21 protein-coding genes are annotated in these 25,578 nt (G+C 64.3%); 14 read left to right on the top strand and 7 right to left on the bottom strand.

Annotated features, from left to right (window positions below):
* Positions 1 to 76 precede the first annotated feature (76 nt).
* Positions 77 to 3,067, top strand: coding sequence for an autotransporter outer membrane beta-barrel domain-containing protein (locus tag AC3Z8Y_RS08040; protein ID WP_490089220.1), 2,991 nt, complete (start codon positions 77 to 79; stop codon positions 3,065 to 3,067).
* Positions 3,068 to 3,149: 82 nt separating this feature from the next.
* On the opposite strand, the gene AC3Z8Y_RS08045 is transcribed toward AC3Z8Y_RS08040, so the two are convergent.
* From AC3Z8Y_RS08045 to xylA, 4 genes are all read right to left on the bottom strand, one after another.
* Positions 3,150 to 4,286 (bottom strand): sugar ABC transporter permease, encoded by a 1,137-nt coding sequence (locus AC3Z8Y_RS08045; protein ID WP_490089221.1) that lies wholly within the window; start codon positions 4,284 to 4,286, stop codon positions 3,150 to 3,152.
* Positions 4,287 to 5,843 carry a D-xylose ABC transporter ATP-binding protein gene (gene xylG, locus AC3Z8Y_RS08050; RefSeq protein ID WP_490089222.1) on the bottom strand — a complete coding sequence of 519 codons (1,557 nt, stop codon included), beginning with the start codon at positions 5,841 to 5,843 and terminating at the stop codon, positions 4,287 to 4,289.
* Positions 5,844 to 5,910: 67 nt separating this feature from the next.
* Positions 5,911 to 6,912: a D-xylose ABC transporter substrate-binding protein gene (xylF, locus tag AC3Z8Y_RS08055; protein ID WP_181115969.1), complete on the bottom strand. Its 1,002-nt coding sequence runs from the start codon at positions 6,910 to 6,912 to the stop codon at positions 5,911 to 5,913.
* 142 nt (positions 6,913 to 7,054) lie between these two features.
* The gene (gene xylA / locus AC3Z8Y_RS08060) at positions 7,055 to 8,371 is read right to left on the bottom strand and encodes a xylose isomerase (RefSeq protein ID WP_490089223.1); all 1,317 of its coding nucleotides are present in this window, start codon (positions 8,369 to 8,371) and stop codon (positions 7,055 to 7,057) included.
* A 153-nt stretch (positions 8,372 to 8,524) separates the two neighbouring features.
* Here xylA and AC3Z8Y_RS08065 point away from each other — a divergent pair, with 153 nt between their 5' ends.
* From AC3Z8Y_RS08065 to AC3Z8Y_RS08080, 4 genes are all read left to right on the top strand, one after another.
* Positions 8,525 to 9,709: a XylR family transcriptional regulator gene (locus tag AC3Z8Y_RS08065; protein ID WP_490089224.1), complete on the top strand. Its 1,185-nt coding sequence runs from the start codon at positions 8,525 to 8,527 to the stop codon at positions 9,707 to 9,709.
* 42 nt (positions 9,710 to 9,751) lie between these two features.
* Positions 9,752 to 10,303, top strand: a complete 552-nt coding sequence (locus AC3Z8Y_RS08070; protein WP_490089225.1) for a histidine phosphatase family protein — start codon at positions 9,752 to 9,754, stop codon at positions 10,301 to 10,303.
* An 85-nt stretch (positions 10,304 to 10,388) separates the two neighbouring features.
* The gene (locus tag AC3Z8Y_RS08075) at positions 10,389 to 10,610 is read left to right on the top strand and encodes a VF530 family protein (RefSeq protein WP_181115961.1); all 222 of its coding nucleotides are present in this window, start codon (positions 10,389 to 10,391) and stop codon (positions 10,608 to 10,610) included.
* Positions 10,611 to 10,788: 178 nt separating this feature from the next.
* The gene (locus AC3Z8Y_RS08080) at positions 10,789 to 11,784 is read left to right on the top strand and encodes an aldo/keto reductase (protein ID WP_490089226.1); all 996 of its coding nucleotides are present in this window, start codon (positions 10,789 to 10,791) and stop codon (positions 11,782 to 11,784) included.
* A 20-nt stretch (positions 11,785 to 11,804) separates the two neighbouring features.
* Here the strand turns inward: AC3Z8Y_RS08080 and paaX are convergent, their stop codons facing one another.
* Positions 11,805 to 12,728 carry a phenylacetic acid degradation operon negative regulatory protein PaaX gene (gene paaX / locus AC3Z8Y_RS08085; protein ID WP_490089227.1) on the bottom strand — a complete coding sequence of 308 codons (924 nt, stop codon included), beginning with the start codon at positions 12,726 to 12,728 and terminating at the stop codon, positions 11,805 to 11,807.
* A gap of 262 nt (positions 12,729 to 12,990) precedes the next feature.
* Between paaX and paaG the strand changes: the two genes are divergently transcribed.
* The 9 genes from paaG to paaZ all read left to right on the top strand — a co-directional run bounded on the left by paaG (position 12,991) and on the right by paaZ (position 22,517).
* Positions 12,991 to 13,794: a 2-(1,2-epoxy-1,2-dihydrophenyl)acetyl-CoA isomerase PaaG gene (gene paaG, locus AC3Z8Y_RS08090; RefSeq protein ID WP_490089228.1), complete on the top strand. Its 804-nt coding sequence runs from the start codon at positions 12,991 to 12,993 to the stop codon at positions 13,792 to 13,794.
* 1 nt (position 13,795) lies between these two features.
* On the top strand, positions 13,796 to 15,343 hold the full coding sequence (paaH, locus tag AC3Z8Y_RS08095) for a 3-hydroxyacyl-CoA dehydrogenase PaaH (protein ID WP_490089229.1): 1,548 nt from the start codon (positions 13,796 to 13,798) through the stop codon (positions 15,341 to 15,343).
* Positions 15,340 to 16,674, top strand: coding sequence for a phenylacetate--CoA ligase PaaK (gene paaK / locus AC3Z8Y_RS08100; protein WP_490089230.1), 1,335 nt, complete (start codon positions 15,340 to 15,342; stop codon positions 16,672 to 16,674). Before paaH ends, paaK begins: the two co-directional genes overlap by 4 nt.
* A 70-nt stretch (positions 16,675 to 16,744) precedes the next feature.
* A complete protein-coding gene (gene paaA, locus AC3Z8Y_RS08105; protein ID WP_490089231.1) occupies positions 16,745 to 17,737 on the top strand; it encodes a 1,2-phenylacetyl-CoA epoxidase subunit PaaA in 993 nt (330 codons plus the stop codon).
* A gap of 18 nt (positions 17,738 to 17,755) precedes the next feature.
* Positions 17,756 to 18,037 (top strand): 1,2-phenylacetyl-CoA epoxidase subunit PaaB, encoded by a 282-nt coding sequence (gene paaB, locus AC3Z8Y_RS08110; protein ID WP_181115941.1) that lies wholly within the window; start codon positions 17,756 to 17,758, stop codon positions 18,035 to 18,037.
* 9 nt (positions 18,038 to 18,046) lie between these two features.
* Positions 18,047 to 18,808, top strand: coding sequence for a 1,2-phenylacetyl-CoA epoxidase subunit PaaC (gene paaC, locus AC3Z8Y_RS08115; RefSeq protein ID WP_490089232.1), 762 nt, complete (start codon positions 18,047 to 18,049; stop codon positions 18,806 to 18,808).
* Positions 18,795 to 19,328, top strand: a complete 534-nt coding sequence (gene paaD, locus AC3Z8Y_RS08120; RefSeq protein WP_490089233.1) for a 1,2-phenylacetyl-CoA epoxidase subunit PaaD — start codon at positions 18,795 to 18,797, stop codon at positions 19,326 to 19,328. Before paaC ends, paaD begins: the two co-directional genes overlap by 14 nt.
* A 22-nt stretch (positions 19,329 to 19,350) precedes the next feature.
* Entirely contained in the window at positions 19,351 to 20,433 is a 1,083-nt protein-coding gene (paaE, locus tag AC3Z8Y_RS08125) for a 1,2-phenylacetyl-CoA epoxidase subunit PaaE (protein ID WP_490089234.1), read from the top strand.
* A 29-nt stretch (positions 20,434 to 20,462) separates the two neighbouring features.
* Positions 20,463 to 22,517 (top strand): phenylacetic acid degradation bifunctional protein PaaZ, encoded by a 2,055-nt coding sequence (gene paaZ, locus AC3Z8Y_RS08130; RefSeq protein WP_490089235.1) that lies wholly within the window; start codon positions 20,463 to 20,465, stop codon positions 22,515 to 22,517.
* A gap of 378 nt (positions 22,518 to 22,895) precedes the next feature.
* On the opposite strand, the gene AC3Z8Y_RS08135 is transcribed toward paaZ, so the two are convergent.
* Positions 22,896 to 24,185, bottom strand: coding sequence for a Gfo/Idh/MocA family protein (locus AC3Z8Y_RS08135; RefSeq protein ID WP_490089236.1), 1,290 nt, complete (start codon positions 24,183 to 24,185; stop codon positions 22,896 to 22,898).
* 81 nt (positions 24,186 to 24,266) lie between these two features.
* A complete protein-coding gene (locus AC3Z8Y_RS08140) occupies positions 24,267 to 25,454 on the bottom strand; it encodes a hypothetical protein (RefSeq protein ID WP_490089237.1) in 1,188 nt (395 codons plus the stop codon).
* Between the last annotated feature and the right edge of the window lie 124 nt (positions 25,455 to 25,578).

Below are 25,578 nucleotides of genomic sequence, written 5' to 3' on the forward strand. Positions count from 1 at the left end.
GCGGAATGTATCAATAAAACCGTAATATCGCCTTGCCATAGTGGCCAGCTTCAAATTGCCCCTCATGGTCCCCTTCATGCTTTTTACGCCCCACCGTCTGGCCCTTTCTGTCGCCCTAAGCAGCGCTGCCTTTGCGCCGCTCGCCTTTGCCACGAACTATCAAATCAGCAGCGCCCGCACCAGCACCCTGGAGCTGAACAAGGTCGATAGCCTGCAGGTAACGCCCGGCGGCAGTATCGTGGTCAGCGATGACGACGGGGTGATCCTGCCCAAGCACACCAGCGGCAACACCCTCACGGTCACCAACGCCGGGATCATCCGCTCCACTGATGGCCGCGGGATCGACACCAAGGACAACGGCACCGACGTCAGCCATTACGTGATCAACAACCTGGCAGGCGGGTTGATACAGGGCACCAACGACGGCATCCGCTTCCAGACCAACCCCACCGCCGGCGGCACGCTGGCCATCGTCAACGCTGGCACCATCGAATCGACACAAGATGGCCAGGCCATCGACCTTGAAGCGCTGAACAACCCGGCGTTCTCCACCACCTTGGTCAATCAGGCCACGGGGGTGATCCATGCCGTGGGCAATGACGCCATCAAAACTGGCTCCAACGCCGTGGTCACCAATTACGGGCTGATCTATACGGACACCGCGCCTCAGGACGCCAACGGCCTGGACCAGAAGTACGATGGCATCAAGATCGACGAGTCCACCGGCGTGACCGTCTACAACTACGGCACCATCAGCGCCGACCGCCATGGCATCGACCTGAACACCGACGCCACCCTCTACAACTACGCCAGCGGCAGCATCACCGGGCGAAATGGTTCGGGCTTCGGCTCCGACGGCAGCGGCACCGTGTACAACTACGGCACCCTCACTGGCGCCATTGCCGACGGCAAGCTCAACGGTGACGGCGATGGCGTAGACATCGACCTGGTGGGCTACGTGTACAACGAAGGCACCATTCAGGGCCTGGGCGCCAAGGGCGTGGACAGTGGCGGCCGCCCAAACAACAGCGAGGGGATCGCCATGGGCGGCGGTACCATCATCAATACCGCCAGCGGGGTGATTCGCAGCGTAGATAACGGGATTCTGGTGGATGACGGCGCCGAGGGTTCCGGCGTGGCGGCTACCACTATCACCAACGCTGGTTTGATCGAAGGTGAAAGCGGCTTCGGCATCAAGCTGATCGGCAACTATGCCGACACCGTTAGCAACAGCGGCACCATCACAGGCGGTAACGGGCTGGCACTGAGCATGGGCGCTGGCGACGACAGGCTTATCCTCGATACCCAAGGCGTGTTCATTGGCCTGGTGGACGGTGGCGAAGGTATCGACACCCTCATGCTCGGCGGCACGGGAAGTGGTGCCTTTGGCAACAGCGCAAATTTCGAAAAACTGTTGGTGACCAGTGGCAGCTGGACCCTGACCAGCGTGGACGACTTCGGCCAGGGTGGGGAAGTCGAAGCGGGCGCCACATTGATCAACCAAGGCAGCATGCTCGGCGAGCTGCTGGTGGATGCCGGTGCGACTTACGCGGGGGGCGGCTCGGTGGGCGGGCTGACGGTCAATGGCACCTTGCTGACCAATACGGGGTTGGGTGTGGCCACAGTGACTGGCGACCTGAACCTCAGCAGCGGCGCCACCCTGGCCTATGGCGTGAACGCCGATGGCAGCAGCGCGCCCCTGAGCATCGGCGGCACCGCCAACCTCAACGGCGCAACGTTGCGCATTCAACCCTCCGCGGGGGATTACCCATGGCAGAGCCAGTACACCGTGCTGACTGCAGGCGCTGTCAGCGGCACCTTCGGTCAAGTCACCAGCGACTATGCCTTCCTCACGCCTACGCTTAGCTATGGCAGCACCTCGGTGGGCCTGAGCTACACCCGTAATGACGTAGCCTTCGTGCAATACGCGCAAACCGGCAACGGCGGGGCCGCCGCGCGAAGCCTGGCGGCCTTGGGCCCAAACACTATGCTCTACAACGCTTTGCTGGGCACCACTGCCGCCACCGCCAGCAGTGCCATTGAGCAACTGGCCGGGAGCAGCAGCGCCAACCTGGCCGCCGCTACCCTCAGTGGCAGCAGCCAGGTTGCCACCACCATGCTCGGTGCCATGCAATCGATGGGCAGCAGAGGCGGCTTGCTCGTGGGCATGAACGACGAACAAACGCCCACACTGGCGGCTACTGGCGTGCCGGAAAGCGCCCGCAACCTCAACGACCCGAACGCGCGCGGCCGGCTGTGGGCCCAAGGGTTGAGCAGCTATGGAAAAGTGGAGGGCAGCCAAGGCAGCAGCGGCCTCGAACAACGTACTGGCGGTGGGGTGTTGGGGCTGGATTGGGCCGCGGGAAGCGATTGGCGCCTGGGTGTGCTCGGCGGCTACTCCCGCACCCGGCTGGATGCCACTGGCGCGGACGGCCATCTGGACAGCTGGCATGCCGGTTTGTATGCCCTGCGCCAAGCCGGCCCGCTTGCCCTGCGCCTGGGCGCGGCCTACAGCAGCCATGACGGTGACAGCACGCGACGTGTGCGCTTTGGCACCTTCGATGAGCGCCTGAAGGGCAACTATGACGCAGACAGCCAACAGGCTTTCGCCGAACTGGGCTACGCCATGGGCAGTGGCCGCCTGAGCGCCGAGCCCTTCGCCAACCTGGGCTACCAGCGCTACCACCGCGACGGCTACCGGGAAAAAGGCGGGGACGCGGCGCTGGCGGTGGAATCCGATACCCAACACAACTTTTCCAGCACCTTCGGCGTGCGGCTGGCGCACTTGGCGCACCTCGACAACGGCATGAGCCTCACCCCACGCGCCACCCTGGGCTGGCGCCACACCTATGGCAGCGTGACCAGCCAGACCCGCCAGGCCTTTATCGCCGGCGGTGATGGGTTCAGCGTGGAAGGCAGTGCTCTGGACCGCGATACCCTGGTGGCCGAAGCGGGGCTGACCCTGGGCGTCAACGCCCGGCAAACCGTAGGGGTTGGGTACAGCGGCGAACTGGGCAGCAACAGCCGCAATCACGCGGTGGTAGGGGAGTGGTCGCTCAGGTTCTGAACCCAGTCCGCAACGGGGCCCATTGGAATTCGGCCCCAAGCGCAGACCCCTGTGGGAGCTGGCGACAGCCTGCGAATGGTAGCTACCGCCTCCCACTCCGCGTACTCACGTCCACCCACACCGCCAGCACCAGAATGCTGCCCTTGACGATCATCTGCCAGTAGCTGTCCACGTCGAGCATCGACATGCCGTTGTCCAGGCTGGTGATCACCAGCGCGCCCAGCAGCGCGCCATACACGGTGCCGGAGCCGCCGCGCATGGACGTGCCGCCGATGAAGCACGCGGCGATGGCGTCCAGTTCGCCCATGTTGCCCGCCGAAGGTGAGCCTGCGGCCAGGCGCGCGGTATTTACCAGCCCGCCCAGGGCGCACATCACGCCCATGATGCCGAAGATCCACAGCTTCACCGCTTGCACGTTGATGCCCGACAGGCGTGTGGCTTCCATATTGCTGCCCACCGAATAAATCCGGCGGCCGAACACGGTCTGGCTGGTGACGTAGCTGAACACCCCGAACAGGATCAACAGCAGCAGCACGGGCACCGGGATGCCGTCGTAGTGGTTGAGGGTAGTGACAAACCCCGCCAGCACCGCGCCAATCGCTACCACCCGGGTAACGTCCCGAATCAGTGCGTGTGGCGCCAAGCCGTGAAGCGCGCGGTTGCGCCGCTGCTTCCACGTGAGGAACACGGCCAGTACAAATAGCAGCACACCCAGCGCCACGCCCGCCGTGGGCGGCAGGTAACCCTGGCCCACATACACCAGCGCCGGCGATACCGGGGCGATGGTGGTGCCGCCGGTAATCCCCAGCAGCACACCGCGGAAGGCCAACATGCCGCCCAGGCCCACGATGAACGAGGGAATACGCAAGTACGCCGTCATGGCGCCGTTGGCGATGCCGATCACCAGCCCGCACAGCGCTACTATTCCCAGGTTAGCCACCAGCGGAACGTGATAGATCACGTCCAGGATCGCCGCCAGCCCGCCCAGTAGCCCCAGCTGGGAGCCCACCGACAGGTCGATCTCGCCACTGATGATCACCAGCACCATGCCGCACGCCAGTATCCCGGTAATGGACATCTGCCGCAGCAGGTTGGAGAGGTTGCGCGGCGTGATGAAGCCGCCTTCGGTTTGCCAGCTGAAAAACAGCCAGATGATCGCCACGGCAATCACCAGGGCGAGCATCTTGTAGCGGGTAAAAAGTTGTTTGACCTGGTTCATCTACGCAGACTTCCGGTTGTCAGGGTTCTGGCCGTCGGGGTGGCTGAGCGCGGCGGCGAGCACCTGTTCCTGGCTCAGTTCATGGTTGATGAAGTCGCCGCGCAGCTGGCCTTCGCCGATCACCAGCACCCGGTCGGACACGCCCAGCACTTCGGCCAGCTCCGAGGACACCATGATGATCGACACGCCCTGTGCCGCCAGCGCCCCCATGAGCTTGTAGATCTCATACTTGGCGCCCACGTCCACGCCGCGGGTGGGTTCATCGAGTATCAACACCTTGGGCTGGGTAAGCAGCATCTTGGCCAGCACCGCCTTCTGCTGGTTGCCACCCGACAGGCTGGTGATCGGCAGGAACGGGCTGGCGGTCTTGAGGTGCATGCGGGCGATTTCCTCGTCCACGCTGCGCAACTCCGCCTCGGCATCGATCCGGGTGAGGCGGGCGTAGTTATCGAGCACAGCGAGCGTGATGTTATGGCCCACGCCCAAGTCCGGGATGATGCCTTGGCGCTTGCGGTCCTCGGGCACCATGCACAGGCCGGCGCGGATGGACTTGAGCGGCGTGCGGGTGTCGATGCGTTGCCCGTCCAGCCACACTTCGGCCTCGTATCGCCCTGGGTAGGCGCCGAACAGCGCGGACACCAGTTCCGTGCGGCCGGCGCCTACCAACCCGGCAATCCCGAGGATTTCACCGCGTTTTAGCTTGAACGAAATGTCGTCCACGCGTTTGCGCCGGGGGTTGTCCACGTCGTAGCAGGTCACGTGGCGCGCCTCGAAAATCACCTCGCCCACCTCATGGGGCTCGGTGGGGTACAGGCTGCTCATTTCGCGGCCCACCATTTGCGTGATGATCCGCGCAATGTCCATGTCCGCCATGGCGGTGGTCGCGATGTGCTTGCCGTCACGGATCACCGAAATGGTGTCGCACACCGCCGCCACTTCATCGAGCTTGTGGGAGATGTACACGCAGGCCACACCCTTGGCCTTGAGGTCGCGGATGATGTCCAGCAGCACCTCGATCTCCGACCGGGTGAGGGCAGAGGAGGGCTCATCGAGTATCAGCAAGCGCGCCTGCTTGTTCAGCGCTTTGGCGATTTCCACCAACTGCTGGTAGCCACCGCCATACTGAGACACGGGCAACGCCACGTTCATGTCCGGGACCTTGAGCTCGCGCATCAAGGCCTCGGCGCGATGGAACATCGCCGGGTAATTCATGCGCCCGCCCGGCAAGGTGAGCTCGTGGCCCATGAAGATGTTTTCGGCCACCGACAGGTCGGGCACCAGGGTCAGCTCCTGGTGGATGATCACGATCCCGGCGGCTTCGGTTTCGCTGATCGACTGCGCCCTCAGCGGCTGGCCGTCCCAGAGGATTTCGCCTTCCCAGGTACCGTAGGGGTACACCGCCGAGAGCACCTTCATCAGCGTGGACTTGCCGGCGCCGTTCTCGCCGCACAGGCCCACGCATTCGCCCGGTTTTACCCGAATGTCGATGCCGTTGAGGGCCTTCACACCGCCAAAGCTTTTGACGATGCCGTTCATTTGCAACAGGTAGTCAGGCATGGCAACTCACTCGCGCATAGGCCACAGGGGTGCGCTCGGCAGGGCGCCGAGCGGGTCCGCTAACAGGTCATTGCCCGGCGATTTGCGCCTTGGTGTAGAAGCCGTCCTTTTCCAGCAGGTCGATGTTGTCTTTGGTCAACGGGGTAGGGGTGAGCAGGATGGTGTCCACCTTCTTGGCGCCGTTGTCGTACTGCGAGCTGTAGCTGGGCTTCTCGTTGCGTGCCAGTTGCACCGACAGCTTGGCCGCCTCGGAGGCGATCAGCTTCAGCGGCTTGTACACGGTCATGGTCTGGGTGCCATCGAGTACGCGTTTCACCGCGGCAAGGTCGGCGTCCTGGCCAGAAATGGGCACCTTGCCGGCCAGCTTCTGCGCTGCCAGGGCCTGGATCGCGCCGCCGGCGGTGGCGTCGTTGGAGGCGACGATGCCATCGATCTTGTTGTTGTTCCGGGTGAGGGCGTTCTCCACGATGCTGAGCGCTTCGGTGGGGTTCCACTCCTTCACCCACTGCTGGCCCACCACCTTGATGTCGCCGCGGTCGATGGCCGGTTGCAGCACTTTCATCTGGCCTTCACGCAGCACCTTGGCGTTGTTGTCCGTGGGCGCGCCACCGAGCAGGAAGTAATTACCCTTCGGCGCCGCCTGCAATACTCCGCTGGCCTGCATCTCGCCGACCTTCTCGTTATCGAAGGAGATGTAGGCGTCGATATCCGCGTTGAGGATCAGCCGGTCATAGGACACCACTTTGATCCCGGCCTTCTTGGCTTCCGACACCGCGTTGGTGAGCACGGTAGCGTTGAACGGCACGATCACGATCACATCCACACCACGGGAAATGAGGTTCTCGATCTGGGAGATCTGCTTCTGCTCGTTGGCATCGGCGGACTGCACGAACACCTTGGCGTCCATCTTCTCTGCCGCGGCCACGAAGTAGTCCCGGTCCCGGGCCCAGCGTTCCAGGCGCAGGTCGTCGATGGAGAAGCCGATTTTCGGGTGGGCGGAATCCGCCATCACCGGTAGCGACAGCAAGGCCAGCGCGCTGGCGAGCAAAGTACGTTTGAGCGTATTCATAAAGGTGCGTCCTTTTATTGTTGTTGGAGACACGTGCGAAACAAACTCGAGGTGCCGCTGAAACTGTAGAGAGTAGCGAAGCGCCGCGCGCAGAGAATTGTCGCGACAATGTAACGGCCCGCGGCAGGCCTCGCTATGGCACTTATGGATAGATAAACCGGTTTACCACCCCTTCGAGCATTTCCTGGCGGCCGCTCACGGCTTGCGGGTCGATGGCGTTGGTGAAGGCATGCTCGGCCAGGGATTCGAGGCTGAACTCGCCAGCCAGCACCTTTTGGCCGAACGGGGCTTTCCAGCCGGCGTAGCGCTGATCCTTGAAGCGTTGCAGCTCATCGTTTTGCACCATCGCCGCCGCGCGCTCAAGCGACAGCGCGAGCACGTCCATGGCAGCAACGTGGCCGTAGAACAGGTCGATTTCGTCCATGCTCTGGCGCCGCACTTTCGAGTCGAAGTTGAAGCCACCGTGGGTGAAACCGCCGGCTTTGAGGATTTCATAGGTGGCCAGGGTCAGCTCTTCCACGCTGTTGGGGAACTGGTCGGTGTCCCAGCCGTTCTGCGGGTCGCCGCGGTTGGCGTCGATGCTGCCGAAAATCCCCAGGGAAGCGGCCGTGGCAATTTCGTGCTGGAAGCTATGGCCCGCCAAGGTGGCGTGGTTGGCCTCGATGTTGACCTTGATCTCTTTCTCCAGGCCAAACTGCTGCAAAAAGCCGAATACCGTGGCGCTGTCGTAGTCGTACTGATGCTTGGTGGGCTCCTGCGGCTTGGGCTCGATCAACAAATCGCCCTTGAAGCCGATCTTGTGCTTGTGTTCCACCACCATGCGCATGAACCGGCCCAGCTGCTCGCGCTCCTGTTTCAGGTCGGTATTGAGCAGGGTTTCGTAGCCCTCACGGCCACCCCACAGCACGTAGTTGGCGCCTTTGAGCCGCTGGGTGGCGTTCAGCGCGCTGCACACCTGGGCAGCGGCAAAGGCGAATACTTCAGGGTCCGGGTTGCTGGCGGCACCGGCGGCGAAGCGCGGGTTGCTGAAGCAATTGGCCGTGCCCCAGAGCAGCTTGATGCCGCTCTGCTCCTGATGGCGTTCGAGGTGGTCGACCATTTGCGCGAAATTGTTGCGGTACTCGCGGATCGAAGCGCCTTCCGGGGCGACGTCCGTGTCATGGAAGCTGTAATAGTCCACGCCCAGCTTGGAGAAGAACTCGAACGCCGCCTCGGCCTTGGCAATGGCCATCTCCATGGGCGCGGCGGGCCGCTGCCAAGGGCGTTTGAAGGTGCCCGAGCCGAACACGTCCGACCCTGGCCATACGAAGGTGTGCCAGTAGCAGGCGGCCATGCGCAGGTGCTCGCGCATGGGCTTGCCCAGCACCAGCTTTTCGGCGTCGTAATAGCGGAAGGCGAGCGGCGCGTCGCTGGACGGGCCCTCGTAGCGAATCTTGTCTATACCCGGGAAGTGCGCCATTGCGGTGTCCTTGTTGTTTTTGTCGGTGGGCCAAGGCTAACAATGCGCCTGCCGGCCGCGATTATGAAAATCACCAGCGCAGGGTTCGATTTTGCGTATTGCCGTCACGCAGCCACGGGCCTAGGCTGTGCGCATCGGCCCAGGGTACCCACAATGAAAACAACGCCCCCCGTCCATCGCATTGCCCTGTTGTTCAACGGCAGCAAGATCTACGACCGCGGCATCATTACCGGCATCGGTAACTACCTCAGCAGCACCCGCGCCTCTTGGGACCTGTTCCTGGAGGAGGACTACCTCTGCCGCCTGCGGGGTATAGAGCGCTGGCAGGGCGACGGCATTATCGCCGACTTCGACGACCCGCTGATCGGTGAAGCGCTGGCGGGCAGCACGCTGCCAGTGGTAGCGGTGGGGGGCTCCTATCAGGACGCAAGCGCTTACCCCCGGCACATTCCCTACGTAGCCACCGACAACGCGGCCATGATCAAATTGGCCTACGACCACTTGATCGAAGCGGGGCTCACCCGCTTTGCCTGTTTCAGCTTGCCGCCGGTACAAGCCAACCGCTGGGCGCTGGAGCGGGAAAACGCATTCCGCCAACTGATGCAGCGCGATGGCTTGCACGCCGAGGTGTATCGCGGCCTGGGCACCAGCGCACCGCTGTGGGACAGTGCCGTGGAGCAGCAGATTGCCTGGCTGCGCAGCCTGCCCAAGCCGATCGGCATCATTGCCGTGACCGATGCCCGCGCCCGCCAACTGTTGCAGGCCTGCCTGACCGCCGGCATCGCGGTGCCTGAGCAGGTGGCGCTGATCGGCATCGACAACGACCCGCTTACTCGCACGCTTACCCGAGTGCCGCTGAGTTCGGTGATCCAGGGCACCGAAACCATGGGCCGCACTGCCGCGCACCTGCTTCACCAGATGCTCCACGGCATGCCATCCACCGGTACCCAGGTGCTGGTGCCGCCTGAGTCGATCAACGTGCAAGCCTCCAGCCTGCATCAGCCACTGGAGAACCCCTATGTGATGCAGGCGCTTCACTTCATCCGCCAATACGCCTGCCAAGGCATCAAGACCGCCCAGGTGGCCGGTTACGTCGGTGTGTCGCGCTCCTCACTGGAGGCTCACTTTCGCAAGGTGCGAGGGCGCAGCGTGCACGACGAAATCCTGCGCTTCAAGCTGGCGGCGGCCGGCAGCGAGCTAAAGAGCGCTGACCTGCCCATCGCCGATATTGCTCAGCGCTGCGGCTTCAAATCCGCGCAGTACCTGCACACAGTGTTCCGCCGGGAGTTCGGTTGCACGCCGCGCGAGTACCAGCAATTTCGTGGGCAACCTGCCTGAGGTACGCTGCGCGCCCGGCCATTACTACACAGGGGTACCCACATGGCGCTGCGGTTGACGCTGGTGTGCCACGCCGCCACCCAGGCGCAGAAAAGCGCCCGTTTTCCTGCCGATGACCCTGTAGCGTTCGATGGCCCGCTGCCGGCCGCCTTGCAAGCCATTGCCACGGGCAAGCGCACGCGCTTTATGCACGCACCCGAAGCACGGGCGCGGCAGACCGCCGAGCGGCTATCGGCCCGGTCGGAATGCGTGGATGCATTGCGCGACCTGGATTTTGGCCGCTGGCGGGGGCAGAGCATCGACAAGGTCGCCGCCGCCGAGCCCGAGGCCCTTCAGGCGTGGCTTACCGGGTGGGAGGCCGCACCTCATGGCGGAGAAACCCTGGCCCGGTTGAACGGGCGAATTGAGCAGTGGCTGGGCGAGTTGGTTGGGGAGGGCCATATCGTTGCGGTGGCCCACCCCTCGGTAATGCGGGTGGCGTTGATGCAAGTGCTGCGCTGCCCACCGCACGCGTTTCACACCATCGACATCGCGCCGTTGTCCACGCTCGACCTGCGATTCAATGGGGTGTGGAGGCTGCGGCTGCAGCCTTGAGGTCGCTTAGGGTCTGTGCCCGACGTGCGGCACGGCGCGAACTACACTAAGCTGCGCCTTCCTTACCGCCCAACACCTACAGGCCATGACCCAGACACCCAACAACCCCTTGCACGGCATTACGCTGGAAAACCTGCTCAACGAACTGGTGGCCCATTACGGCTGGCCCGAGCTGGCCAAGCGCGTAGACATCCGCTGCTTCAAGAGCGACCCGAGCATCAAATCCAGCCTCACCTTCCTGCGCAAAACCCCGTGGGCGCGCGAAAAGGTGGAAGCGCTGTTCGTGCAGCTTCGGCAGGGGCGGTGACCTTCCCAAACTACGGGTGCCTGACCGCAGGCTCATTCATTCGCGTAGCAGCACGCCTTGGCGGCGACCGGCCCGCCAAGGCCGACGCTTATGCGGTGCAAGGTCGCAGGCCGGCCGCATTGCTACATCGCACAGCGCGCATCCGCTACCCTGTTTCGGAATGTAAACAGGAGGCGTTATGAAATTTACCAAACTGGGCACCACGGGCTTGGACATCTCGCGGCTGTGCCTGGGCTGCATGACCTTCGGCGAGCCCGATGCCGGCACCCACCCCTGGACACTCGACGAGGACGCGAGCCGGCCGATCATCAAGCGCGCGGTGGAGCAGGGGATCAACTTCTTCGATACGGCCAACAGCTACTCCGCCGGCACGTCCGAAGTGATCGTGGGCAAGCTGCTGAAGGCCTTCACCCGGCGAGAGGAAATCGTGGTGGCGACCAAGGTGTTCTTCCCGCCCGCCATGCTCGGTGGCTCAAGCCGGCCGAACGAACAGGGCCTGTCACGCAAGGCCATCATGGCCAATATCGACGCCAGCCTCACCCGCCTGGGCATGGACTACGTGGACCTCTACCAGATCCACCGCTGGGACTACCACACGCCCATCGAGGAAACCATGGAAGCGCTGCACGACGTGGTGAAGGCCGGCAAGGCCCGCTACCTCGGCGCGTCGTCCATGTTCGCCTGGCAGTTTGCCAAGGCGCAGCAAGTGGCGAAAGAGCACAACTGGAGCCGCTTTGTCTCGATGCAGAACCACCTCAACCTGCTGTACCGCGAAGAAGAACGCGAAATGATCCCGCTCTGCCTCGACCAGGGCGTGGGCCTGATGCCGTGGAGCCCGTTGGCACGCGGCCGCTTGACCCGGCCCCATGGCCAGGAAACCGAACGTACTCGCACCGACCTATCCGGCCAGTCGTTCTACAACGCCACCGAAGCCGAAGATGCTCGGGTGATTGGCGTGGTGGAGCAGATCGCCGCCGAACGTGGTGTGCCCATGGCGCAGATCGGGTTGGCGTGGGTATTGGCCAAGCGCGGCGTGTCGGCCCCTATCGTGGGCGCCTCGAAGGCCAGCCAACTGGACGATGCCGTGGCCGCGCTCGACCTGGAACTGACCGCCGACGAAATCCAGCGCCTTGAAGCGCCGTATGTGCCTCACGCGGTAAGCGGGTTCAGCTGACAGCTCACGGGGGGGCAGGGTTAGCGCAGGCCACCGAAGCGTTCGTAGAACGCCGCCGACGGCGCCGGCACCGGGCCGTCGGCGGTTTCCAGCGCAGCGCCGAGCCACTGCTCGGCGCCTTCATACAACGCGCGGTAGAGGTTGCGGCACAACTGCCGCGCCGCACGCCCCTCCCACCCGCTGGGCAGCAACTCTTCTGGCAGCTCAGGATCACGCAGCACCAGCTTGCGGTACTCGTGGATGAGCAGCAGCCTGGCCAGAAAGCATTGCTGCGGATCGAGCGCTGGCGCCTCGCGCACGGCCGCCCAGAGTGGCCGAAACAGGCCGAGGAATTCCTCGTAATGCTGGCCCAGCACATCCAGGTTCCAGCTTTCCCGTACTTGCAGTTGCAGCGCCTTGGGGGCCAGCGCCTCGATGGCTTCGGTACGGAACACAATCGCTTCGTCTTCCACGCCCAACTCGCGCAGGGTGGCGAGCAGGTCGGCGCGATCGGCCCGCGGGCAGGCCATCACGCCCGCGGCCAATGGGCCAAAGCCTTGCCATTCCAATTCCAGGCGCACTTGCTTGCGTTTTTCCGGGGTGGCCTGGGGCAGCATCACCAGGTTCCAGCGGCCGTCCCAGCCAGGTACCGCCGGGCTATAAACCCGGCGCAATGCCTTCTCGAACCGGCGGCGCCCGGCGCCTGTGAGGCTGTAATAACTGCGCCGGCCCCATTTCTCCGCGGTGAGCCACTGGTCTTTGGTAAGGCGGAACACTGACGTGCGCACCAGGCGCTCGTTGATGCCCACGGGTTCCAGCAGCCCGAACAGGCTGCCCAGCCACACGGTGCCACCACGCGGTTCAATGGCATCCCCATACAGGGTCATGATCAACGAGCTGGCACGAAGGGGTGTTTGCTGCGCAAAGCGCTGAATCAAAGTGTCGAGAGGCGCGAGGGTGCTCATGGGTCGTCTGCGTGGCGCGGGAGCGCGCACTATATCAGCTGAACCTCGATATGCCGCTTGGATGGTATCGCTTCGGTGCGCGCAAGGCCCCGGTGCGCGAGACTCCGCAACCGGTATACTCAATAAAAAGATACAGAAAACGCAATAGGATGTTGAATAGCTGTATCAGATCTGGCAGCGTTTATCACACCGGGGCGATGGCTGCCCCCGATAACAATTCCAAGACAGCGCGGCGTTGGCCGCGACACGCCAGGAGGTCGCTATGCCTCACCCCCACGCCTATGAACACATTCTGTTCACGCTCGACAACGGCCTGGCTCACCTGAGCCTGAACCGGCCGGCGCAGCTCAACGCCTTCAACAGCCTGATGCAGGACGAAGTACGCACGGTGCTGGAGCAAGTGCGCAACGACGCCAGCGTGCGCGTGCTGTTGCTCACTGCTGAAGGGCGGGGCTTTTGCGCCGGGCAGGACCTGGCTGAACGCGCCGTTGCGCCGGGGGAGCAGGCGCCGGACCTGGGCGCGTCCATCGAGCGGTTCTACAACCCGCTGATCCGCACCCTTACCGAGCTGCCACTGCCGGTGGTGTGTGCGGTCAACGGCGTAGCCGCCGGGGCCGGGGCGAACATTCCGTTGGCCTGTGATCTGGTGCTCGCCGGTCGCTCGGCGAGCTTCGTTCAGGCCTTCTGCAAGATCGGCCTGATCCCGGATTCTGGCGGCACCTGGATGCTGCCACGGCTGGTGGGTATGGCCCGGGCGAAGGCACTGGCGATGCTCGGCGAACGGCTGTCAGCCGAGCAGGCGCTGGAATGGGGCTTGATCTACAAAGTGGTGGAGGACGCGGCCCTGCGCGATGACGCCATGGCGCTGGCCCGTCACCTGGCCGCGCAACCGACCTTGGGGCTGGGCCTGATCAAGCACGCCCTGAACGCCAGCCTGGGCAATGGCTTTGAAGCGCAACTGGCGCTCGAGCGAGACCTGCAGCGCCAGGCTGGCCTGAGCGAGGATTACCGCGAAGGCGTGAATGCGTTCATGGCCAAGCGGCCCGCTGTGTTCAAGGGGTACTGACATGGTGCTCAAGGACGATACCCTCGTTGCCGTGGTGGGCGCAGGCGCCATGGGAGCCGGCATCGCACAGGTAGCGGCGCAGGCGGGCCACCGCGTGGTGCTCCATGACGCTCGGCCTGGCGCGGCGGCCCAGGCCATCGCGGGCATCCATGCGCAGCTTCAGCGCCAGGTCGCCAAGGGCAAGCTTAGCCGCGAACGGTGTGAGCACGTGCACAGCGCACTGACCGCCGCGAAGCACCTTGGTGAGATAGCCGATGCCGGGCTGGTGATCGAAGCGATCGTCGAGGACCTTGGCGCCAAATGCACACTGTTCGCCGAGCTGGAACAGCTGTGCCGCCCCGACGCCATATTGGCGAGCAACACGTCTTCAATTGCCATCAGTGCCTTGGCGGCCGGGCTGCAACACCCGCAGCGGGTCGCCGGGCTGCACTTTTTCAACCCGGCGCCAGTGATGCCGCTGGTGGAAGTGGTGTCTGGGCTTGCCACGTCGCCCGCGGTCGCACAGGTGCTGTTCGATACGGCCGTGCGCTGGGGCAAGCGGCCCGTGCACGCCAAGTGTACCCCTGGCTTTATCGTGAACCGTGTGGCCCGGCCGTTCTATGCCGAAAGCCTGCGCCTGCTACAGGAAGGCGCCGCCGACTGCGCCACCCTCGACGCTGTACTGCGCGAGGCGGGTGGCTTTCGCATGGGGGCCTTCGAGCTGATGGATTTCATTGGCCACGACGTAAACTACGCCGTGACCTGTTCGGTATTCAACGCCAGCTATGGCGATACCCGTTACCAGCCTTCGCTGCTGCAGAAGGCGCTTGTGGATGCAGGGCGGTTGGGCCGCAAACGTGGGCAGGGCTTTTTTGACTATGCCCAAGGCAGCAGCCTGCCAACACCTGGCTGGGCAGCGCCCGCCCCGCCGGTAACCGAATGTACGCTCGAAGGCGACCTTGGCCCTGGCCAAGGGTTGATCGAGCGGCTCCGCTGGGCAGGCGTAACCGTGCACAACCGCCCTGGCGCGGGGCTGCTGCGGGTAGGTAGCGCGACCTTGGCGCTGGCTGACGGGCGGCTGGCCAGCGAGCGGGCGAGGGACGATGGCATCACCAACCTTGCTACTTTCGACCTGGCGCTGGATTACCGCACCGCCAGCGCTCTTGCCGTCAGCTTCGGGCCGATCGGGTCGCACCCTCGCGCTCAGGTGATCGGCCTGCTACAGGCTGCGGGCTTGAAGGTGGCGGTGCTGAGTGACACCCCGGGGCTGGCCGTGCTGCGTACCGTCGCAATGTTGGCGAACGAGGCAGCCGATACCGTGCTGCACGGTGTGGCGAGCGCTGCTGACATCGACCTGGCCATGCGCGCCGGGGTGAATTACCCGCAAGGCCCGCTCGCCTGGGCGGATGCGCTGGGGCCTGGCTTCCTTCTGCGCACGCTGGCCCATTTGCAGGCGGCCTATGGCGAAGAGCGTTACCGGCCTTCGCTGCTGCTGCGACGCCTGTGTGCCACAGGTGGGCGCTTTCACACTGGTGTGTCGTTCAAGCACGCACAACAGGGTGAGGCATGAACATGTACCTGCACCCCGACCGTGCCGTGCTCGACCCGCTGGAAACTGCCAGCGTCGATGAATTGCGCCATCATCAATTGGCCCGGCTGCGCTGGAGCCTGGCCCATGCCTACGAGAACGTGCCGTTTTACCGCCAGCGCTTCGATGCGCTTGGCCTGCGGCCGGAGCACCTCACGTGCCTGGACGACCTCGCGCTGTTTCCGTTCACCGGCAAAAGCGACCTCCGGGACAATTACCCCTATGGCCTGTTCGCCGTGCCCCAGCACGACATCGTGCGGCTGCACGCCTCCAGCGGCACCACCGGCAAGCCGACCCTGGTGGGTTATACCCAGAACGACATCGATACCTGGGCCGGCCTGGTGGCGCGATCGATACGGGCTGGCGGCGGGCGCAAGGGCGACAAAGTGCATATTGCCTACGGCTATGGCCTGTTTACCGGCGGGCTTGGGGCTCACTACGGCGCCGAGCGGCTGGGGTGCACGGTCATCCCTATGTCGGGTGGGCAAACCGAGAAGCAGGTGCAACTGATTCGCGACTTGCAGCCAGACATCATCATGGTCACGCCGTCGTACATGCTCAACCTGGCCGACGAAATCGAACGCCAGGGCGTGGACCCACGCAGCCTTGCGCTGCGCCTTGGCATCTTTGGTGCCGAGCCCTGGACCGACGCGCTGCGCCAGGCGGTGCAGGCGCGCATGGGCATCACCGCGCTGGACATCTACGGCTTGTCGGAAATCATGGGCCCGGGCGTGGCCATGGAGTGCTTGGAAACCCAGGACGGCCCCACGGTATGGGAAGACCACTTCTACCCGGAAATCATCGACCCCACCACCGGAGCGGTGCTGCCGGACGGCCAATACGGCGAGCTGGTGTTCACCACGTTGAGCAAGGAAGCCTTGCCGATGATCCGCTACCGCACCCGCGACCTCACCCGGCTGCTCCCCGGCACTGCGCGGCCCATGCGGCGCATCGACAAGATCACCGGCCGCAGCGACGACATGCTGATCGTGCGTGGGGTCAACGTATTCCCCACCCAGATCGAAGAGTTGGTGCTCAAAACGAAACAGCTGGCCGGGCTGTATGAGATCCATCTGTATCGGGATGGCAACCTTGATCACATGGACGTGCACGTTGAGCTGAAGCCAGAGCACGCGGCAAGTCATGATCAGCCCCAGCAACGCGTGGCCTCGGAGCTTGCGCGGCAGGTCAAGACGCACGTGGGCATTTCGGTGCAGGTTCGAGTACAGTCTTGCCTGTCCCTCAAGCGCTCCGAGGGCAAGGCCTGCCATGTGTTTGACCACCGCGCCAGCGGTAGTAAGACGTCAATCTGATACAGCAACAAATGATTTGATTGGATTAACTGTATCGCTTAATAATGGGGCATCATTCGGGAGGCTGCCCATGTACGCGCAAATGGTAGAAACGGGCGTGAAACGCCTGAAAACCCTGGACGAGATGGCCCCTCAGGAGCGGGCCTTTCAGGAAAGGATCGACGCGGAAATCAAGATCGAAGCCAAGAACTGGATGCCCGAGGCCTACCGGCAAACGCTGATACGGCAGATTTCCCAACATGCCCATTCCGAGATCGTCGGCATGCTGCCCGAGGGCAACTGGATTACCCGGGCGCCCACCCTCAAACGCAAGCTGCAACTGATGGCCAAGGTGCAGGACGAAGCAGGCCACGGCCTGTACCTGTACAGCGCGATGGAAACTCTGGGCGCCGACCGCGACGAAGAAATCGCCCGGTTGCACGCCGGCAAGGCCAAGTATTCGAGCATCTTCAATTACCCCACCCTCACCTGGGCCGACATGGGCGTGGTGGGCTGGCTGGTGGACGGCGCCGCCATCGTCAACCAGGTGGTGCTGCAGCGCACCTCCTACGGCCCCTATGCGCGGGCAATGGTCCGGATCTGCAAGGAAGAAAGTTTTCACCAGCGCCAGGGCTACGAACTGCTGCTCACCCTGATGCGCGAAGGCAACGACGCTCAGAAGGCCATGGTGCAGGATGCGATCAATCGCTTCTGGTGGCCGTCGCTGATGATGTTCGGCCCCAGCGACGCCGACTCCCCCAACAGCGCGCAATCCATGGCCTGGAAAATCAAGCGCCAGAGCAACGACGAGCTGCGCCAGCGCTTCATCGACCAGACTGTGCCGCAGCTGGAGCTGCTGGGCTGCACCGCGCCAGACCCCGACCTGAAATGGAACGGGGAACGTGAGCACTACGAGTTCGGCACCATCCCGTGGGACGAGTTTTACCAGGTACTCAAAGGTAACGGCCCCTGCAACCGCGAACGCCTGGAAACACGCCGCGCGGCATATGACGACGGCGCCTGGGTGCGCGAAGCCGCCGTTGCCTACGCCCGCAAACAACAGCAACGCCACACCGCCGCTTGAGCGGCACGGGAGAACACCATGGCTGAATGGACCCTCTACGAAGTGTTCGTGCGCAGCAAGCATGGGCTCAACCACAAGCATGTGGGCAGCGTGCATGCCGCCGACGACCGCATGGCCATCGAGAACGCTCGCGAGCTGTACACCCGCCGCAGCGAAGGGGTGAGCCTGTGGGTGGTGCCCTCGGCGCTGATCACGGCGTCGTCCCCGGATGAAAAGGACCCCTTGTTCGCTCCGGCGGACGACAAGGTGTATCGCCACGCCAGCTTCTATGAGCTGCCCCCCGAAGTCGGCCATATGTGAGGCGCCGCCATGAACCCGTTGGACGACAAGATTCAATGGCTGCTGCGGCTGGGCGACAGCGCCCTTATCCACGGGCAGCGGCTGTGCGAATGGTGCGGCCACGCGCCAGCCATCGAAGAAGAACTGGCGCTGATGAACGTAGGGCTGGACCTGATCGGCCAGGCCCGCAACTGGTACGAACACGCCGTTGTGTTGCTCGCCGATGGGCGCAGCGCCGATGACCTGGCTTTTCGCCGCGACGATCGAGGCTTTCGCAACCTGTTGCTGGTGGAGCAGCCCAACGGCGATTACGCGGTGACCATGGCCCGGCAGTTCTTCTTTGACGCCTGGCACCACGCCGCCCTGAGCGGTATGGCCGCGAGCCGCGACGAGCACATCGCCGCGATTGCCGCCAAGGCGCTCAAGGAAGTGACCTACCACCTCCGGCGTTCGGCCGAGTGGGTGCAGCGCCTGGGCGACGGCACCGAGGTGAGCCATCAGCGCATGTGCGCGGCGGTGGAACGCTTGTGGCGGTTCACCTTCGAGCTGACCGAAGTGGACGACGCCCAGGCGCGGCTCGCCGCCAGCGGCATCATCGGCGACCCGGCCCGGCGTGCCGAGGCCTGGAACGCCACCGTGGCCTCGGTGTGCGAGAAGGCCACGGTGCCGCTGCCGCCACCTCCAGTGCCCAACTACCTGAGTGGGCGCAACGGCCTGCACACCGAGCACCTGGGGCCATTGCTGGCTGAAATGCAGTACCTGCAACGGGCGTATCCCGATGCGCGCTGGTGAGCTGATCGGCAGTGACCGCGGCGCCCGCGCAGGCGGGGCGGCGGACATCGCCCGGGCCTGGGCGGTGCTGGACGGCGTGATGGACCCGGAAGTGCCGGTGGTGAGCGTGGTGCAGCTGGGGATTGTGCGGGAGCTGTGCTGGGACGGCGGCCATGTGTGGGTGCTGATCACGCCCACCTATTCGGGCTGCCCGGCCACCGAAGTGATTGAGGCGGATATCCGTGCCGCGCTGGAAACGGCAGGGTTCGCGCTGCCACGGATCACCGCCCGGCTGGCGCCTGCCTGGACCACTGACTGGATCACCGAGCAAGGCCGCCAGGCGCTGTTGGCCTATGGCATCGCTCCGCCCAGCGGCAGCGCCAGCAAGCGCAGCCTCTTGGGGCCCGCACCGGTGATTGCCTGCCCTCATTGCGCCAGCGCCCACACCGAGCGGCTAAGCGAATTCGGTTCCACGGCCTGCAAGGCGCTGTACCGCTGCCTCGACTGCCGCGAACCCTTCGATTACTTCAAGTGCATTTGAGCGGCGCGAACGGAGAACAACCATGAGCAAGTTCCACAGCCTGCGGATACGTGAGGTTCGCCCGGAAACCCGCGATGCGGTGTCGATCGTATTCGACATTCCGCCTGAACTCACCGAGCAGTTTCGCTTCAGCCATGGCCAGCACGTGGTGGTGCGCGCCCAGGTAGAAGGCGAGCAGGTACTGCGTTCTTATTCCATTTGCAGCGGCGCCAACGACGGTGAACTGCGGGTAGCGGTGAAGCGCGTTACCGGCGGGCTGTTTTCCGTGCATGCCAACGAGGCCTTGAAATGCGGGCATACCCTTGAGGTGATGCCGCCTGCCGGGCATTTCGGCCAGCCGCTGGCCCCGTCCCGTCGCGGCCATTACCTGGCAGTGGCCGCCGGCAGCGGCATTACGCCCATTTTGTCGATCGTGAAAACCACGCTGGAAGGCGAGCCCTACAGCCGCGTAACGCTGCTGTACGGCAACCGGTCCAGTGGTTCAGCCATGTTTAGGGACGCGCTCGAGGACCTGAAAAATCGCTACCTGGATCGCTTGAACCTGATCTTCGTGTTCAGCCGCGAGCAACAGGACATCGACCTGTACAACGGCCGAATCGACGAAGGCAAATGCCGCCAGTTGTTCTCCCGCTGGCTGGACGTCGCGCATCTGGACGCGGCCTTTATCTGCGGCCCCCAGGCATTGACCGAAACAGTACGCGAGCAGCTCAAGGCCAATGGCATGGCGCCGGAGCGTATTCATTTCGAACTGTTCGCGGCGCAAGGGGATGCGCGCAAGCCTGAAGCCCGGCAGGCTCACGCCGCCCAGGCCAGCGCGGCTGAAACCAGCGAAGTGACGGTGATCAGCGATGGCCGGGCCGTAGCGTTCAGCATGCCGCGCAACCGCCAGAGCATTCTGGACGCTGGCAACGCGCAGGGTGCCGAACTGCCGTATTCGTGCCGCGCCGGCGTGTGCTCCACCTGCAAGTGCAAGGTGGTAAAGGGGGAAGTGGAAATGGACAGCAACTTTGCCCTGGAAGACTACGAAGTGGCCGCCGGTTATGTGCTGTCGTGCCAAAGCTTCCCGCTCTCGACCACCGTGGTGCTGGATTTCGACCAGCTGTAAACCTGCCCGCCTCTGGAGAAACAACAACAATGTCCCAGGCTCCCGTGTTGCAGAGCTTTATCGCCAACCGCTGGCTGGGCCAGCACGCCGCTCAGCTGCTGCGTAGCGCAGTGGACGGGCAGGCCGTGGCCTATACCCACGAAGAAACCCCCGACTTTGCCGAGGCTGTGCACTACGCGCGTGGCAAGGGCGGCGCGAGCCTGATGGCCCTGGATTTCCAGCAGCGCGCCGCGCGGTTGAAAGCCTTGGCGCTGTACCTCAACGAGCACAAGGAGCAGCTGTACGCCATTTCCCGCCATTGCGGCGCCACCCGCGCCGACAGCTGGGTGGACATCGAAGGTGGTACCGCCACCTTGTTCAGTTACGCGGGCGTAGGGGCACGGGAATTGCCCTCCGGCAACCTGATGCACGAAGGCCCGGCGATTCCCCTGGGCAAGCAGAACCGCTTTGCGGGTACGCACATCCTGGTGCCCCGGGGTGGCGTGGCCGTGCACATCAACGCGTTCAACTTCCCCATCTGGGGCATGCTGGAAAAGTTCGCGCCCACCTTCCTTGCGGGCATGCCGTGCATCGTCAAGCCGGCCACGGCTACCAGTTACCTGACCGAAGCCGCCGTGCGCCTGATGCACGCCTCCGGCCTGTTGCCCGAAGGTAGCCTGCAGTTGGTGATTGGCAGCACCGGCAACCTGCTGGACCTGCTCGACGGCCAGGACATCGTCACCTTCACCGGCTCGGCGGACACGGCTGCGCGGCTACGGGTGAACCCCAATCTGGTGCGCAACGCGGTGGCCTTCAATGCCGAAGCGGATTCGCTCAACTGCGCCATTCTGGCCCCGGACGTGACCCCCGATGACGAGGAGTTCGACCTGTTCGTGAAGGAGGTGGCCCGGGAAATGACCGCCAAGGCCGGGCAGAAGTGCACCGCGATCCGCCGGGCCATCGTGCCTGCGCGCCACCTGGACGCAGTGGCCGAGCGCCTGAGCCAGCGCCTTGCCCGGGTAGTGGTGGGCGACCCATCGCTGGAGGGGGTGAAGATGGGGGCGCTGGCGTCCCATGCGCAGCAGGCGGATGTGCGTGAGCGTGTGGCCCAATTGCTGGGCAGCAGCACGGTGCTGTTCGGCAATGGCCAAGGTTTCGAGCCGCAAGGGCAGGGCGCCAGCGAGGGCGCGTTCTTCCAGCCTACCTTGCTGCTCAGCCACGATCCCCATGCGCCTGGCGGTGCCCACGACATCGAAGCGTTTGGCCCGGTGAGCACGCTGATGGGTTACGGCGATATCGACGAAGCCGTCGCCTTGGCCGCCCGCGGCCAGGGCAGCCTGGTGGCTACCCTGGTGACCCGCAGCCCGGCCACCGCAGCGCGTGTGGTGCCCGCCATGGCTCGCCTGCATGGCCGGCTGCATATCCTCGACCGCGAAGCCGCGGAAGAATCCACCGGCCACGGCTCGCCCCTGCCCATGCTCAAGCACGGCGGCCCGGGGCGTGCCGGCGGTGGGGAAGAACTGGGAGGCCTGCGCGCCGTGAAGCACTACCTGCAACGTTCCGCCGTGCAGGGCTCGCCCAGCATGCTGATGGCGGTGACACAGGAGTACGTGCGTGGCGCAACGGTAATCGAAACCGAGGTGCACCCGTTCCGTCGCCATTTCGAAGACGTGCGCATCGGTGAATCACTGCTCACCCACCGGCGCACGATCACCGAGGCCGATATCGTCAATTTCGGCTGCCTGTCGGGGGATCACTTCTACATGCATTTCGACGAGCTGGCGGCAAGGGAGTCCCAGTTCGGGCAACGCATCGCCCACGGGTATTTCGTGCTCTCGGCCGCCGCCGGGCTGTTCGTCTCCCCCGCCCCTGGGCCAGTACTGGCCAACTACGGGCTGGATGCCCTGCGCTTCATCAACCCGGTACACATCGGCGACACCATCCAGGCGCGGCTCACCTGCAAACGCAAGATCGACCAAGGCAAGCAAAGCCCCAAAGGCGAGCCACAGGGCGTGGTCGCCTGGGACGTGGCCGTCACCAACCAGCATGGGGACATGGTCGCCAGCTACGACATCCTCACCCTAGTGCTCAAGCGCGGCGGGTGAGGCCCTGTTCGCCGGCTTTGCCGGCTCTCATGGAACGAGTTTGTTCTGGCCGAGACAGCGGACGCTTGTGGGAGCGGCGGGGCCAGCCACCCGGGGACAGCTCGCGAATGGTCATTTTTTCGCGAGCTGGCGCCCGCTTCCCACAGGATCTACAGGGTTTTGAGGCTATTGTAGGAGCAAGCGAAGCCGCAGGCGGAGCTCGCGAATATGGGCAGAAAACAGCTCAAGACAGTTGCTTCCCACAGATGAGCCAGCCCCTCAGGGTGTCAGAATGAACTTTGTGGGAGCTGGGCGGAGCCGCAGGCGGAGCTCGCGAATAAGGGCTTTGGCAAACTGCGCAAGACGGTTGGTTTCCACAGAGTTAGAGGCCTCCTACGATCAGGCCAAAGGCGGGCCGCGGAAGTGGTCCAGGCCTTCGATGGGCGCCAGTTTCACCGGTTGGCCGGTGCGGGCGCTTTCATAGATGGCTTCCATCAGTTTGTGATCCTGCACGCCTTCTTCTCCCGGCGTGTAGGGTTCGCGGCCGGTGAGTACGCAATCGGCCATGTGGTCGATTTCCTGGGCGAACTGGTCCTTGGGCTGGAGCGTCAGCTCGGCGTTGCGGGTGGCGTCGTTGTCGCGGTCGATGATGGACATCCGCTGGCCTTCGTAGAGAAACGCATTGGGCATGTCGATGGCCGCGCCTTCAAGGTTCAGGTGCTGGTGCTTGTCGTCCCTTGCGCCATAGCTGCTCAGGCAGTTGGCGACGGTGTGGGACGGAAAACGCAACGTGAACTGCACGGTTTCTTCCACTTCGGCGAACCGCGGATCGCCAGGCGGGGACCAGACACTGGCATACACTTCCACCGGCTCCTCGCCGGTGACGAAGCGTGCCGTATTCAGGCAGTACAGGCCAATGTCTACCAGCGAGCCGCCGCCGGCCATCTGCTTCTTGTGCCGCCATTGGCGGTCTCCATCTGCTGCCACGGTTTGCGTGTTGATGCCCTGATAGGCCACCAGCCGGCCGTATTGCTTGCTGCGCACCAGGGTCATGGCCCGGCGGTTGTAGGGCTCGTACTGAATGCGGTAGGCCACCATCAGCTTCACCCCGGCCTTGCGACAGGCGTCCACCATGGCCTGGCCATCTTTCGACGACACTGACATGGGTTTCTCGGTGAGCACATGCTTGCCCGCCTTCGCCGCCCGTTCACAGAATTCCCGGTGCATTGCATTGGGCAGCACGATGTACACCACCTTCACGTCCGGGTTGTCGCGGATGCGGTCGAAGTCTTCATAGCTGTAGCAGGCTTGAGGTTTGATCCCGTATTGCGCCGCCACTGTTTGCAACTTCTCCGGGGAGCCGGACACCAACGCCACCGGCCTGGCCTTGAGGGATTTGCCAAAGGCCGGAAGGATTTCCTCCAGCGCAAGGCGCCCCAGCCCCACGATAGCAAAACCCACCCGCTGGTCCGGCGGCAGGGGCTTGGGTGGCGGTGCCGAAGGTGTATCCGCCGGGCCGCGCCAGGCGGGGAACTTCACCGCGCCTTGTTCCACCTTGCCCGTATCGACCGGGGAGGGCGCGGCGAAGGTTTCGGCCATGGCCCGTGGCACCACGGCCGCCGCGGTGGCAGACACGGCGACAAGTTTGCAGAGGGTGCGGCGATTGAACGTGGGCGGGTTTTCGCTCATGTGAAGGTCTCGCTGGCGGGCACGTTGAAAAGTCGACCGCCCGGGCCAAGCGTTGGTTTCACGGATTTGCCCCCGAGCGAGTTATTGCCCCGGGCGGCACTGATACCCTTTGGCCTGCTCGCGCTTCACCTGGGCCTTGGCTTTTGCCTCGCACGCCTCCGGGTTTTGCTGGGCGTTCCATAGCACCGCGGTGGTTTTGTCGATCCGGTAAAGTGTGCGGCACACCGAGCGCGGCTGATTGCCGGGTTCCACCCAGATGGCCCGGGTATCACCGTGTTTCTCGCACAAGTAACGGGTGGCGCCAGCTGCGGTAGGCGGCAGCGCGTCGGGCTCTACAGCGGGCACGGCGGGCACGGCGGCCGCGATGGCTGGCGCGCGGCCGTGGGTCAATACCACCATGGGGTACAGCACACCGCTTTGCAGGCTGGCGGGTACATGCCAGCCGAGTGTCCAGCCCCGCTCCAGGGCAAGGCTACCGGCCGGGCGCGGCAAGGCAACGCTTTGATTGCCAGTGCCCCCGGCTTCGAGCATGCCCTCGTAGGAGGCCACCGGTTCCAGCCCAGCCACACCCTTGCCGGGCGTGCCTTGGCATTTCACCGTCGCGGACAGGCAATCGAGCCTGGCGCCCTCTTGCAACAGCACGGCTGCACCTGATTCGAAAAACAGTGACCGCACCGCCTGCTCATCTCCACCCGCAGCGGCAATGGCCAGCCCGCCAAGCGCCGCGGCGAGGCTGGTACGGCGTACAACCTGAGGCGAAACGCCGGCGCCTGTGGCGTCCTTTTGCGTGTCCCACAGCGCGGCGGCGCTGATCACGCCTACACGCAGGGCCTCCAGCGGAGTGGCGTTGGGTTGGTGATAAGCCCACCAGGCGGCATAAGCAGCCGCGCCTGGCGGCCCGCCGTAGACACTGCTGGCCAGTTGCGAGGTGGCATTGCCCAGTGTGAACGCACGGGCCACCCGATCGGCGCCGTTCTCCTTGCCCACTTCGCTGCCCACGCTGGCCTGCCACAGCGCCGTAAGGTCCCAATCCCCTGCGCCAGCACCACCGCGGCCGTTCATCCAGGCTTCGATGGCTGGCCGGGCAGTATCGCCTCCCACTGCGGCTTGGCCGTCGCCCGGAGGCAGTTGCACCGCAGCGGTGCGGATATCGTTCAAGGCCTGCTCGGCCACCGGCCCCCAACCGGGCTTCAGCATGCCATCAGCCAAGGCTAGCAAAGGTGCGAACAACAAGGGGGTGCACAGCGATAAGGTAAGGCGTGAGGTCATGGCAGGGCCGGGCTTGGAACGCTGAAGGGTGTCGTCGACCGCAGCCTGAAGACGTGATTGCCAACAGCTTAGCTCACATGCCCCGACCCGCAAGTTGCGGCCGGCCAGGTGCGGCCGGCCAGGT

Source organism: Pseudomonas sp. 3MAES_34.3B (assembly GCF_058145875.1).